At 62.8% G+C, this 12,588-nt stretch carries 15 protein-coding genes; 6 read left to right on the top strand and 9 right to left on the bottom strand.

Going from position 1 to position 12,588, the window contains the following annotated elements:
- Positions 1-23: 23 nt before the first annotated feature.
- The gene (locus N008_RS04900; protein WP_044014187.1) at positions 24-593 is read left to right on the top strand and encodes a hypothetical protein; all 570 of its coding nucleotides are present in this window, start codon (positions 24-26) and stop codon (positions 591-593) included.
- Entirely contained in the window at positions 586-1,311 is a 726-nt protein-coding gene (locus N008_RS04895) for a DUF1990 domain-containing protein (RefSeq protein ID WP_044014185.1), read from the top strand. Before N008_RS04900 ends, N008_RS04895 begins: the two co-directional genes overlap by 8 nt.
- A gap of 130 nt (positions 1,312-1,441) precedes the next feature.
- Here N008_RS04895 and N008_RS21315 read toward each other — a convergent pair whose 3' ends face one another.
- Positions 1,442-2,098, bottom strand: a complete 657-nt coding sequence (locus tag N008_RS21315; protein ID WP_052381202.1) for a cytochrome b/b6 domain-containing protein — start codon at positions 2,096-2,098, stop codon at positions 1,442-1,444.
- A 204-nt stretch (positions 2,099-2,302) separates the two neighbouring features.
- On the opposite strand from N008_RS21315, the gene N008_RS04885 reads away from it, so the two are divergent.
- Complete coding sequence (locus N008_RS04885; protein ID WP_044014183.1) at positions 2,303-3,343, top strand: NAD(P)-dependent alcohol dehydrogenase; 1,041 nt, start codon at positions 2,303-2,305, stop codon at positions 3,341-3,343.
- A gap of 193 nt (positions 3,344-3,536) precedes the next feature.
- On the opposite strand, the gene N008_RS04880 is transcribed toward N008_RS04885, so the two are convergent.
- The 5 genes from N008_RS04880 to N008_RS04860 form a co-directional block, all read right to left on the bottom strand.
- Positions 3,537-5,075: a serine hydrolase gene (locus N008_RS04880; RefSeq protein ID WP_052381201.1), complete on the bottom strand. Its 1,539-nt coding sequence runs from the start codon at positions 5,073-5,075 to the stop codon at positions 3,537-3,539.
- 48 nt (positions 5,076-5,123) lie between these two features.
- Positions 5,124-5,612, bottom strand: a complete 489-nt coding sequence (locus N008_RS04875) for a hypothetical protein (protein ID WP_044014181.1) — start codon at positions 5,610-5,612, stop codon at positions 5,124-5,126.
- Between the two features lie 168 nt (positions 5,613-5,780).
- Positions 5,781-6,980 (bottom strand): pyridoxal phosphate-dependent aminotransferase, encoded by a 1,200-nt coding sequence (locus N008_RS04870; RefSeq protein WP_044014179.1) that lies wholly within the window; start codon positions 6,978-6,980, stop codon positions 5,781-5,783.
- Between the two features lie 42 nt (positions 6,981-7,022).
- Complete coding sequence (locus tag N008_RS04865; RefSeq protein ID WP_044014177.1) at positions 7,023-7,568, bottom strand: hypothetical protein; 546 nt, start codon at positions 7,566-7,568, stop codon at positions 7,023-7,025.
- Between the two features lie 54 nt (positions 7,569-7,622).
- Positions 7,623-8,330, bottom strand: a complete 708-nt coding sequence (locus tag N008_RS04860) for a hypothetical protein (protein WP_156109021.1) — start codon at positions 8,328-8,330, stop codon at positions 7,623-7,625.
- Positions 8,331-8,450: 120 nt separating this feature from the next.
- On the opposite strand from N008_RS04860, the gene N008_RS04855 reads away from it, so the two are divergent.
- Positions 8,451-8,978 carry a DinB family protein gene (locus tag N008_RS04855; protein ID WP_044014174.1) on the top strand — a complete coding sequence of 176 codons (528 nt, stop codon included), beginning with the start codon at positions 8,451-8,453 and terminating at the stop codon, positions 8,976-8,978.
- 70 nt (positions 8,979-9,048) lie between these two features.
- Here N008_RS04855 and N008_RS04850 read toward each other — a convergent pair whose 3' ends face one another.
- Positions 9,049-9,909, bottom strand: coding sequence for a M12 family metallopeptidase (locus N008_RS04850; RefSeq protein WP_081910615.1), 861 nt, complete (start codon positions 9,907-9,909; stop codon positions 9,049-9,051).
- Between the two features lie 229 nt (positions 9,910-10,138).
- The gene (locus tag N008_RS24000) at positions 10,139-10,510 is read right to left on the bottom strand and encodes a hypothetical protein (protein ID WP_044014172.1); all 372 of its coding nucleotides are present in this window, start codon (positions 10,508-10,510) and stop codon (positions 10,139-10,141) included.
- A gap of 158 nt (positions 10,511-10,668) precedes the next feature.
- Here N008_RS24000 and N008_RS04840 point away from each other — a divergent pair, with 158 nt between their 5' ends.
- Both N008_RS04840 and N008_RS04835 read left to right on the top strand, forming a co-directional pair.
- Positions 10,669-11,088 (top strand): hypothetical protein, encoded by a 420-nt coding sequence (locus N008_RS04840; protein ID WP_044014171.1) that lies wholly within the window; start codon positions 10,669-10,671, stop codon positions 11,086-11,088.
- Positions 11,089-11,442: 354 nt separating this feature from the next.
- Positions 11,443-12,180: a DUF4397 domain-containing protein gene (locus N008_RS04835; RefSeq protein WP_044014169.1), complete on the top strand. Its 738-nt coding sequence runs from the start codon at positions 11,443-11,445 to the stop codon at positions 12,178-12,180.
- Between the two features lie 103 nt (positions 12,181-12,283).
- Here the strand turns inward: N008_RS04835 and N008_RS04830 are convergent, their stop codons facing one another.
- On the bottom strand, positions 12,284-12,559 hold the full coding sequence (locus N008_RS04830) for a hypothetical protein (protein ID WP_044014167.1): 276 nt from the start codon (positions 12,557-12,559) through the stop codon (positions 12,284-12,286).
- Between the last annotated feature and the right edge of the window lie 29 nt (positions 12,560-12,588).

The following is a 12,588-nucleotide window of genomic DNA, read 5'->3' as shown; positions in this document are numbered from 1 at the left end:
ACCGTTTATCCTGTCTGATCCTTATGTCCAAACCCGAACAACCTGCCCACACCGGCAGCGGCGCTTTCTTCGAGCGGCGCTACTGGGTTGACGTGCAGCACGCCCGCCAGCCGGCCGCCGAGCTGCTTGACCATATCAAGTGCCACCTGCCCGATTTCTCCCCCGATCTGCTGGCCGAGTTCGAGAAGTCCAAAGGTGCCGCCCACTGCCTCAGTGTCGGTGACGAGTTTGGGGTGAAAATCCTGGGCCCCTGGAACGGCGACGTGCGCGTCACCGACATTGGGGCCGATTACTTCGAGCTGGCCACCCTGGAAAGCCACCCCGAGGCTGGCCGCATCTGCTTTTCGCTGAAGCCGCACGCCACGCTGCCCGACACGTTGCGCTTTGAAATCCACTCCAAAGCCCGCTCCCGCGACGGGCTGGTGGCCTTCACCTACGACACGCTGGGCTTTGGCAAGAAGGTGCAGCAGCAAACCTGGGAAACCTTCTGCCAGCGTGTGGCCGACTACAGCGGCGGCCTGCTGTTAGGGCCGGTGCAAGTAGAAACCATCCGGCAGGACGAATCCGGCACTGAAATCACGCACGATGCCTAAACCTGCCCCTCTCTACGAGCTGCAAAAGGCGCGGCTGGAATCCTACGCCACCGCCGGCTACAACTTCGACTACGCCCGCCTAAGCGAGTACACCCGCGCCAACGGCTGGAATGTGGACGACTACGAAACCGAGCTGCCCGCCGAGGCGCCGGGCCCGGCCGAGGCGCACGGCTCCTGGGCCGCCGCCCGCGAAGTGCTGCGCAACTACACATTTCCGCCGCCTGGCCTCATCACCGGCATCTTCTTGCCCGACCAGCCGCTGGAGCAGCGCGTGATGGTGCTGCGGGGGCAGTTTCTGTTCTTCAGCTTCTGGTTTGGTGTGCGCATCGGCGGCGTCACCGATGAAACGCGCACCCTGCCCGACGGCAGCCGGGAGCAGGTGTGGGGCTACAACTACCGCACGCTGGAAGGCCATTTCGAGCGCGGCCAGATTGATTTCACGGTGCACAAGCACCTGACCACCGGCCGGGTGCATTTTCACATTCACGCCGTGTCGCAGACGGGCCGCATCCGCAACCCATTTTATTGGGTTGGGTTCAAACTGTTCGGCCGGATGCTACAGGTGCGCTTCTCGCAGCAGTCGGTGCGGCGGCTGAAGGAGCAGGTGGAGGAGATGCTGCGCAAGGGCTGGACCTCGCCCGACGCTTCGGAAGCGCCGCCCGTGCAGGCCGCTGCCACCAACGCCAGCGCACAGGAGCAGCTGGATGAAGCCACGTGAGGCAGGCCTAACTGGCACGTCATGCAGAGGCGCAGCTGAAGCATCTCGCCAGTGTGGTAAATGAGTTTACTCCACTGGCGAGATGCTTCGGCTGCGCCTCTGCATGACGTTCTGATAAGATTTTCTGCTATTACGCTTCCTCTACCGGCTCACCGCCGTGTATCATGTCCGACGTAATGCCGGGCTCGTCGGTGACTTCGGCGCGGAACACGCCCACGATGTGCGCCACCACGAAAGCCAGCACCACGTACATCGAGAATTCGTGGATTTCCTTCATTGTGTGCTCGATGCTGCGGAAGTTGTCCTCGAACACCAGAATCATGCCCGTCACCACCATCACGGCCAGCACCACATAAAAGGCGCGGTAGCTGTAGCGCACCCACACGGCTTTGGTCGAGCCCGGCTCACCGGCCGCGACGCGGCTTTTGAGGCGGGCCAGCTTGGCGGCGGTGCGCTGCCCGCCCCGCTGCCGGAAACTCACCAGCACCCGAAACGCCAGCAGCACCGAGATGGTGATGCCAATCCAGATATGCCAGTCCCAGATACGGTGCGCCACAATGCGCGTGAGGCCGCGCAGCTGGTCGGGAGCCATGTCTACGCCCTTTTCGGCCAGTACCTTGCTGAACTCCGGGGCCAGCGTTTTCACCTTCACGATGACAAACAGAAACAGAATCGTCATCAGCTGGGCCAGCACAAGGCCGGAGTTGGCCCAGTGCCAGATGCGCAAGCCCAGCGAATTGCGCTTAGGGCCCGTAGTGATAGACGAGGAAGGAGTAGTAGAAGCCATCGTGTGGGGTAGGGAGCGAACAAAGATGCCCGTAATGTACATGCTTATGCCTGCAACCCCATATTCCAGGTAGCTTTTCTGCAGGCTTTCCGCACACAGACGTCCAGGCCCGGCCCAGTTGGCGGCTCCAGCCGCAAAACCTTTCCGACGCCGCAGAGTTATATCCTCTCGCACTTTTCTGCTTACCTCCTTACCTACCAAACCATGACTGCAGCCAAAGGCTACGCCGCTCACACGGTAAACGCGCCCCTCGCTCCCTTCGATTTTGAGCGCCGCGACGTCGGCCCGCACGATGTGCGCATTGAAATTCTGTTCTGTGGCGTGTGCCACTCCGACGTGCACCAGGTGCGCGACGAGTGGGGCGGCTCCATCTTCCCCATGGTGCCTGGCCACGAAATCGTGGGCCGCGTGACCGAGGTGGGTGCCCACGTAAAAGGCTTCAAAGCCGGCGACCTGGCCGGTGTGGGCTGCATGGTGGACTCCTGCCAGCACTGCGCCGAGTGCAACGACGGCCTAGAGCAGTACTGCGACAATGGCTTCGTGGGTACCTACAATGCCAAGGGCAAAGATGGTCAGCCTACCTACGGCGGCTACTCCAACAGCATTGTAGTAACAGAAAAATTCGTACTGCACGTATCCGAGAAGCTGGATCTGGCCCGTGTGGCGCCGCTGCTGTGTGCCGGCATCACCACCTGGTCGCCGCTGCGCCAGTGGAACGCCAAGGCCGGCGACCGGGTAGCCGTGATGGGCCTGGGCGGCCTGGGTCACATGGCCGTGAAATTCGCCGCCGCCATGGGTTGCGAAGTAACCGTGCTCAGCACCTCGCCTTCCAAGGAAGAAGATGCTAAAGCTCTGGGTGCTCACAAATTCGTGGTTACCAAGGATGCCGAAGCTATGAAAGGTATCCGCAACTACTTCGACCTGATCATCAACACCGTGTCGGCCCCAATGGACCTGACGCCCTACGTGGGCAGCCTGCGCCTCGATGGCACAATGGTGTTGCTGGGTGTGCCGCCGGAAGCGCCGCAGCTGCACGCCTTCAACCTCATTGCCAAGCGCCGCCGCATTGCCGGCTCGCTGATTGGCGGCATCCAGGAAACCCAGGAAATGCTGGATTTCTGCGCCGAGCACAACGTGATGAGCGACGTGGAAGTGATTCGTATGGACTACATCAACGAAGCCTACGAGCGGATGATGAAGTCCGACGTGAAGTACCGCTTCGTACTGGACCTGTCCACGATTTAACTGTCGTTGCGAGCAGAGCGAAGCAATCCTTCCTCTCGTGCCAGACACGTTGAATTAAGTAAAAAGCCCTCCGGCGTTAGAGTACTACTCTACTGCCGGAGGGCTTTTCGCTTAGGGTTGTTTCGCTCTCAGAGAGGAAGGATTAGCTGCGCTGTCCTTCGGGTGCTTCGCTCTGCTCGCAATGACAAGGGCTTTACTTGCGCGCAAACACGTACGGGTCTTCCTCTACGTAGTCGTTCACGCGCAGCTCCACGGTTTGCACCTTGCCATCGGCCACCACGAATTTGGCGGGCATCACGCCAAATACCAGGTCGGAGTAGGTGGCACGGAATTCTTGGCCGTCCATGTAGTCGAGAGTGGCGGTGAGGCCGGGGTGGTTGGGGAGCGTGATGAGTAGCTGCTTGCCTTTCTGGCTGATCTGGATGCGGCCGAACAGCGGGTTTTCGTACTCGCCCGTGTAGGCGCTGAGTTGCAGCGGGGCTTTGTTCTTTTTGCTCACGCGGGCGGCCAGGGCGGCCGTGGGGTCGGGGGCGGTGCTTTGGCTGGCCTTGCGGCGGGCTAGGGCCTGGGCGCTGCGGTCTACGTAGGGCATGCCCAGGTAGCTGTCGAGCAGCTGGTAGCGCAGGGCCTCGAAGAAGCTTTGGTTGTCGTTGTTGGTGAGTACGGCAATGCCCAGGCCAGCTTCCGGCACGAAGCACACGTTGCTGACCTCGCCCGAGGCCCCGCCGGTGTGCCAGAACACCTGCCGGCCGTTGTAGTCGGCGGCCTCCACGCCCAGCCCGTAGGTGACGAAGTGCATGGGGTACACGGCCGATTTGCGGCTGCTGATGATGGTGTTGGCGTCGCGGGTTTTGCGCAGCGCGGCCCAGGGCAGCACCTGCCGGCCCTCGTAGCGGCCACTGTCCAGCTGGAAGCGGAGCCACTTGCCCAGGTCCGTGACGTTGGAAACCATGCTGGCGCAGGGGGCCATGTTGTCCCAGTTATCAAACGGTACCCGCGCCAGCGGCCCGAAGGTGTTGGAGTAGGCGTAGGCAATGTTGGGCCGCTGCCCAAACCCGGCCGACGACACGAAGGTACTGGTCATGCCCAGCGGCTGCAGCAGATTCTGCTGCACGTAGGTTTCCCAGCTGGTGCCGCCGGTGGCGGCCGGTATCACCTCGCCCGCCGCCACAAAGGCCGAGTTGGAGTAGCCGTAGTCTTTGCGGAACTGGCGGGTAGGCTGCATCAGGCGCATGCGGCGCACAATTTCGGCCCGCTCCAGGTTGGACTTGAAGAAGGTGAAGTCGCCCTGAAACGTCTTGAAGCCCAAGTGGTGGCTCATCAGGTCGCGCACCGTGACCAGGCGCGAGGCGGTAGAATCGTAGAGGCGGAAGTCGGGCAGGTATTTGGTTACTCGCTCGTCGAGGTTGATTTTCTTCTCCCCATCGAGCTTGGCCAGGGCCGTACCGGTGAACAGCTTGGTGTTGGAGGCAATCATGAACAGCGTGTTGGCGTCCACGGGCTCGGGCTTGCCCACCTGCCGCACGCCGTAGCCTTTTTGCACCACTACCTGCCCATCCTTCACTACCACCACGGCCAGCCCCGGTACGTCCCACTTCTGCATCCCGCGCCGGATGTAGCTGTCGAGGCTGTCGGTGATGAAGCGGTTAGGGGCGGGCGTCTGAGCCTGGGCGGCGGTGGCGAAAGTCAGGCCGGCGGCCAGCAGGCAGGGGCGGAGGAGAGTATGTGTCATTGAGGGAATAGAAAAGCAGGATTGGGCCTGCAATATGCCAGAATGCGGCTACTCCTTCTCCACTGGGTACTGAAACTCACCTTCCAGCACGAAGCGGCGGCCACCCCGGCCGGCCTCGCACACCTGGCAGCGGTAAGTGCCGCGCAGCCAGTGCCGGGCGGCATCCACGCCGGTGATAACCACGGTGCCGGTATTCTGGGCACAGGATTTCGAGTAGGCCGCCACCTTCCCGAAGCGGTACGAAGCGTCGCGGTTGCGGCCGCTCAGGATTTCCTGGAAGCTGTAGGTGCCCGCCTGAATGGGAAACCGGTCGATGATGATGGTTAGGCCCTCGCCGTCGGGGTCGTCGGCGCGCACCACGTTCAGGCGCAGGGCGCGGTCTTCGCTCAGGAAAAACCGGGAGCTGATGGTATCGGCCTTCACGGCCTCGCCGTTGATGCGCAGCGTGAGCTGGCGGGCGGAGCTGGGCGAGGCATCTGGTCGTTTCGAGGCCAGACTGAGCAGGGGCAGCAGCAGAAGTGGAAGCAGGCGGTTCATGGGCGGGGCAGGGCAATAATCAGCCCAGAAGATACGCAATAGCACTAACAGCACGTCATTCCGAGCGGAGCGAGGAATCTCGCGTGCTGACGTTCCAATGTTGCTCAGGCGTCAGCACGCGAGATTCCTCGCTCCGCTCGGAATGACGTGCTGGTAGAATGACAGCGCTTACGCCAGCGTGCGGCCGGGGTACTGCTCCAACGCGGCCGCCAGGCAGTCCATGGCCTGGCCGATAGCCTGTTGATTAACCACGTAGGCCATGCGCACCTGCTGCCGGCCCAGGCCAGGGGTAGCGTAGAAGCCCGCAGCCGGCGAAATCATCAGCGTCTGGCCGTGGTGGCTGAAGCTTTCGAGCAGCCACTGCGCAAACTGGTCAGCATCATCTACAGGCAGGTGGGCAATGACGTAGAAGGCGCCGCTGGGCGTGGGCACCTGCACGCCGGGCATCTGGCGGAGGCGGCGCAGCATCAGGTCACGGCGGGCCAGATACTCGGCTTTGGTATGGTCGAAGTAGGTATCGGGCAGGTCGGCGGCGGCTTCGGCCAGCAGCTGGCCCAGGCCCGGCGGGCTCACCCGCAGTTGGGCCAGCTTGAAGAACACGTCGCGCAGGGCGCGGTTCTTCGTGACAATGGCCCCAATGCGCGCCCCGCAGGCGCTGTAGCGTTTCGAGATGGTGTCGAGCAGTACGATGTGGTCGTCGGCGCCCTGCAGGTGCAGCGCGCTAGTGTACTCGCCGTCGTAGCAGAACTCGCGGTAGGCCTCGTCGGAGAGCAGATAGAGGTTGTGGCGCAAACAGAGGTCCTTGAGCTGCTCCATCTCGGCGCGGCTGTACACGTAGCCGGTAGGGTTGTTGGGGCTACAGATCAGGATGGCCTTGGTGCGGGGCGTAATCTTGCGCTCGAATTCCGCAATGGGCGGCAGGGCGAAATTGTCTTCCAGGAGGGCCGTAACGGCCACCACGTGGGTGCCAGTGGCCACCGCAAACGCCGTGTAAGGCCCGTAGAACGGCTCCGGCACAATGAACTCGTCGCCGGGGTTGAGGCAGCCCAGCAGCGCAAACGAAATGGCCTCGCTGCCGCCGGTCGTCACCAGTACGTCGTCGGCCACCACGGGCAAGCCCAGGCGCTGGTAGTAGTCGGCCAGCTTGTGGCGGTAGCTGAGGTAGCCGGCTGTGGGGCTGTATTCCAGCACCCCGATGCTGGCCTGCTGCACCGCCGCCAGCATGGCCGGCGGGGTTTCGATGTCGGGCTGGCCGATGTTGAGGGGGTGCACCACTAGGCCGCGCTGGCGGGCGGCATCGGCGTAGGGCGTGAGTTTGCGGTACGGAGAAGCGGGCAGAGCCACGCCGCGCTGAGAAAGCTGGAGCATGGCCTTAAAGATAGGCCACGGCCAACAGAAACAACTAAAAAATCAGGCACCGCCGCCGTACACTTCGCGCCAAAGCCGGCGGTATATTTCTTGGAACCGGTCAGCGGAAGGTCGCGGAAACGGGTAGCCCTGCGGCCCCACAAACACAAAAGGGGTGCGCAGATCGGGCTGAGTAGCGTCGCGGATACGGGCGAATTCCTCCAGCCAGATGTCGTAATGCTCAATCAGCGCATCGGCGTCGGGCAGCAGTTCAAGCGGTATCAGATAGCCTTTCTCGATCAGCAGGTTGCGAATGGCTTCGTTGCCTTCCTTCAGGATGCGGGCCTCTAGGTATAGGTTGCCGGCGGCGTAGCGGCGGAAGGCCCGCTCGGTGCGGTTGAACTGCATGTGTAGCGGGGCCAGCAGCTCGGCCAGGGCCTTTTCCTTCCAGCTGTAGCGCGCCCGAAACGCGGTACTCAGCTGCTCATACTGCGTCCGCACGTCATTGCTGACTTGTTCGGAATACCGTTTCAGGAGCAGCCCCAGCAACAGGGCCACCACGGCGTCGCTGACCAGAGCGGCCAGCAACGCTTGCGAGAAGGTGCTCATAGGAAAGTAGGGGAAGTGCCGCCCGACGGAGAATACCGCCAGTCGGCCAGCCTGCTACGCCACCGGCTCGCGGGCCGGGTCGCGCACGATGAGCGTGAGAGTCGTCTGCACGTTGTTGTTGCCCTTCACGATGGGCGTTTTGCCCAGGTTGTCGAAGTCGCCGTTGATGTCGGTGAAGCTGACCACCTGCGTAAACAGCGGCTTGTCTTCCACGTTCTGGAGCAACCCGCCCACCACGGCCGCCAGTTGCAGAATCACTTCGGCGGTGCGGGCCGGGGCGTTGGCAATGGCCCCAACTACTTCCCCCACGAGGGTGCGGTAGTCGGCGGAGTCGCGGGCCTGGGCCAAGATGGCGGCCGTGTCGCGGAGGCCTTTTTTGCTCTTTATCACGGACAGCAGCACATGCACCTGGGCCGGAGCCGCCCCGGGGTTTTCTGGCGCCTGCTTCCAGAAATACGCGGTTTTGTCTACGGGCAAATCCTCGCCATCATCAATACGGGCAAACCCCGACAGCGTGAGCGTGCGCGGCTCCGGCGTGAGGTCATCAAAGACCACCAACAGCAGGTACACGTCGGCGAAGCCTGGAAACGGCCACACCTTGGGCGTGCGGTTATCCTGGATAAACACCCGCGACAAACGTACTTCCAGGCCCGTAACGGTGCTGGAGGTGCCGATGCTCCGGGGCTGGCGGCTGATGCGGGCATTGGTAATAGGCAACGACACAGTATCAACTACCGCATCGGAAAGTAGATCGAGGGCCATACGGGTAGGGAAGAAGGTGAGTACCACTAGCAGCTACCGGAAGATATAGATTTTCAGCAATATGCTCTTGGGCCCGGCTGCCGGCCCAACCTGCGGGCCGGCTCCGCAGTTACAGCCAGTATGAACTCTCCTGCTTCTCTCCCGGAACATTGGCTACGCGGCCCGCTGTCGGGCTTCTCCCCGCTGCTTCAGCCCCTGGCCCACGCCCTGCTGCAGGCCCGCGACGAAGTAGCCGCGGCTCTCCGCGACTTCCCCGACCACCTGCTGGGAGTGCGACCGGCCGGCGTGGCCTCGGTGGGGTTTCATCTGCGCCATCTGGCCGGGGTGCTCAGCCGCATGCAGGCCTACGCCGCCCATCAGCCCCTGAGCGAAGCCCAGTTCCGCTACCTCGCCGCCGAAACCACGGACGATGCCGCCGCTACCACCGCCGCGCTGGTGCAGCAGTTTGAGGAAGCCGTGGAGCAGATGCTGACTACACTGCGTGCCACTGATGAAGCTACGCTGCCGGAGTTTCGGCCGGTGGGGCGGCAGGCTTTGCCCAGCACCGTGATAGGCCTGCTCACCCACGCCGCCGAGCATACCACGCGCCACACCGGCCAGCTGCTGGTAACGGCCCGCGTGGTGCAGGCCACCGCCAGCCAGCCATAAATAAAAAAAAAGGCCCCGATGCGGGGCCCTTTTTCGTGCGGGCGGCAGCAGTGCCGCCCGGCTGCAGGTGCTAGTACATGGCGTCGATGCCGGTTTTGTCGCCGGCCGACAGGCCAGAGCGCTGGATGTTGAAGGTAGAGCCATCTTTGCGGGTGATGGTGGGCTGGCCGTTTGAGGAGAACGAGAACGAGCCATACATCATGATGGAGCCGAAGTCGAGCACGCCGTAGTCGGTGCCGCCGTAGCCCAGGCCCGTGTACTTGGTGAAGTTGCCTTCGTAGCCGGCCTGAATGTTCTGGGTCAGGATGTTCACGTAGCTGTCCCGGTCGGTGCGGGTCTGCTCGTGGAACAAGCCCAGCGCGTGCCCGATTTCGTGGATGGTGTTGCCGGTCGAGCAGCCCGAGGCGAGGTTGATATACTGGCGCCGGCCGATCATGCCGATGTTGGAGGAGCAGCCCGAGCCCACCCGAAACGTCACGTAGTTGGTTTGGGTGGTGCGAGGCACGAAGCGCACTGGCGAGTTAGCCTGCCAATGGGCAATGGCGTCTGTCACGCGGGCCTGGTTGGGAAGGGCGGCATCAATGGTGTAGTACACCACACCCGACGGCCAGCGGCCCGTGGTACGGCCGGCGCTGCCGGGGCGGCCGGGGTCTTGGCTCTGGCTGGCTTCTACCTGCTCCTGCGTGAGTAGAATGTCGCCCTCGTATACTTTCTCGCCGTTTATTTCCTGGTAGCTGATGGGCTGGCCGCCCCATTCGCCTGCTTTGGCCGCGCCGGTCTGGCCGGGGTAGGCTTCTTCAGCTTTGGCATCCTGCGCCTGCTCCAGCTGGGCGGGCTGGGCGGCATTGTCTTGGTCCTTGTTGCAACCGATTAGCGAAATAGTGCTAAGTACTACTGCGGCGGTTAGTCCGGAAAAAGAATGTTTGCGCATTGTAAAGGAGGTTTGGTTGTGGATGGCCGGATAACGTGCATCGGAAAAGAAATATTCCCCTGACGCCGCGAAAAAATATCGTTCTGGGAATAATACCGCACCCCCTAACCAGCGTAACCAACCCAACGGCCCGGCAGCACGCAAAACGGCGCCCCCGCCGCCGAGCCTGCCGGATGAGCGGCAAGTTTCAGCGGCGGGGGCGCCGGATGGGCTAGCCCGAAGCGGGAAACTACATCTTGGTCTTCGTCTTGTTGGTCTTCATTTTGCGCTTGTCGGATGGGCGCATGGTGGCGGGGTCGGGGGCGCCGTAGTTGCCTTCGCGGGTGCCGGTGCCGAGCTGGGTCTCGATGGTGGCACCCTGGGGCTGGGTGGTGGTGGGAGCAGTGCGCTCCGGTACGCCGGAAGTGGCGGGGGCTCCGTAGTTGCCCTCACGGGTGCCGGTGCCGAGCTGGGTCTCGATGGTGGCACCCTGGCGCACGCCCGACGGCGACGTAGTGGTGGCGGGGGTGTTGGTGGTGGTAGGAGCCGGCGTGGTTTGGGCCTGCGAAGCAGTAGCTACGCCGGCCACCAGCAGGGCCGAAAGAAACAGGGAAGATTTCATGGTCTGGAAAGTCAGGGGGTGGATAATGAGGGCTGTACGAGCGGGCCGGGGCAGCGGTTATCGTGGCGCTAGTTGGCGGCGCGGTGGGAGAGGGGCGGCAACTCTCGCCCTGGTAGCGTCTGGGGCCACTGACGCCGGTATTCCGTATCCTTGGGTCTATGGCTAAACAAGATTATGGCAATTGGGGGCTGCCCGCGCCGGCAGGGGCTACCGTGGCGCAGTGCCAGCAGCAATTACTGCAACAGCTGAAAGGCGGCGGCGCGCTGTCATCCTCCGATAAGGAAGGCCACCGCACGCTGTGCTACTACCGGCAGGCGTTCCTGTTCGTGAGCGTGGGCGACGAAGGCACCCAGGTGCTGCACCTGCCCACCGACGAGCACCTGCTGACCTACGTGTGGCGCGACAGCCGCGGCAAGCTGGTGCTGCAGCATGGCCACTACCACTGGAACTACGATCTGACGGAGGCAGAAACCTTGGAACGCTGGCAGGCGCTGGTGACCCGGGTAACACCGTTCAGTGAGGGGCAGCAGCGGTTTGTGGCTTCAGTGCTGCGAGACTTCGGAGCCTTGGGCCAGTAGCTAGCGGTGATTGGGTTGCTCTTGACAGAACAGCAACGAGGCGTGTTTGCGCTTGCATGAGTTCAGCGCAGCCTAATGTGTACCGGCTCATGAAGCGAGTTTTCAACTCGCCCGCCAGAACCGCCAGATGCCGCGGGGCCAGATTGCCGCGTTGCGGCAGTGGAAGCACCGCCTCCATATAAGGGGCTGGCTATGAGTTATAATGTGCTAAACGCGCTTCAGGCGGGGCGCTCCGGCAGGGCTTGGCTACCTGCTGGATGCTGACCCATGACCAGGAAGAGACAGCGCGCCGGGAACAGTTGGCACAGATTTTGGCACCGGACGGGAACTATTTTACCTTTTTCATTTACCCCGATGAAACACGCCCTACTCCTCGCGCTATCTGCTACGGCCATACTGTTCTCGGCCTGCGCCAAAGACGACGAACTGCCCGCACCAGCGGCACCCGTAACCCCGCCCATTGCAAATGCCGGCTACGTGCGGGTGGTCAACAACCTGGCCGTGCGCCCCGGCAGCAACGTGCAGCAGGGCGCCGTGCAGCTGCAGGTGGATTTTCAGCCGCTGGGGCCCGCTGCCGCCATTGCTACGGCGTCGCCCTACCAGGCGCTGGCGGCCGGCGAGCGGGCCGTGCAGGTGGCGCTGCCCGTAAGCTCCGGCTCCGGCTGGGTGTCGTTCAGCCGGCTGCCGATTGCCAAAGACCAGCGCTACTCTTTGTTCACGTACAGCAACGGCGGCCAGACGTCGGCGCGGGTAGTGCAGGAGGCGGCGCTGCCGGCTCCCGTGGCCGGCAAGGCCCAGCTGCGGGTGCTCAACCTCGCGGCCGAATCCACGCCGGTGCGCATTGAGGAGGCGGCCGCGCCTGCTGCTCTCTACCCGGAAGTGGCCTGGGGCTCCATCACCGGCTATCAGGCCGTGGACGCCCGCACCTACACGCTCTACGCCTCCCGCACCAACGGCAACTACGACCCGCTGTTCAACCAGACCGTGACGCTGGTGCCCGGCAAAGCCTACACCCTGGTGCTGCGCGGCAGTAATTATCCTGATGTCGTAGCCCCCGAAAAACTGGCTTTCGACCTGATAGAGGACGAATAATATCCGCTTTCCCAAAACCAAAACAGGGCACCCACCGGGTGCCCTGTTTTGGTTTTACGCTTCGCACGCGCTCGGCTGTGCCGAGTGCAGAGGCAGCCCAACGCTACCTGAATTGCACCGGTATTTTGATGAAGGTGCAGATGGTACGGCCGTTGAGGTAGCCCGGAAGGAAGGTTGGAAACGACTTTACGATGGCCAGTGCTTGCTGCTGGTAGGCCTCCGGCATGGCAGGCGTGGCAGCGTCGTTGGAAATCTCCAGCATCGACTTCAGCATCTTGCCATTGCAGTCGAAAGCGCAACCGACCACCACCGTGCCCTTTGCTTTGGGCGCATTCAGCGGCCCGGCCGCTTTGATGGCCTGCGCAATGTATTTGTTCATCTTCTACTCACCGCCCGGGAAAGTCGCCA

It is taken from the genome of Hymenobacter sp. APR13 (genome assembly GCF_000737515.1).
Lineage (GTDB): Bacteria > Bacteroidota > Bacteroidia > Cytophagales > Hymenobacteraceae > Hymenobacter.
This window is presented reverse-complemented; position numbering and strand designations above follow the sequence as displayed.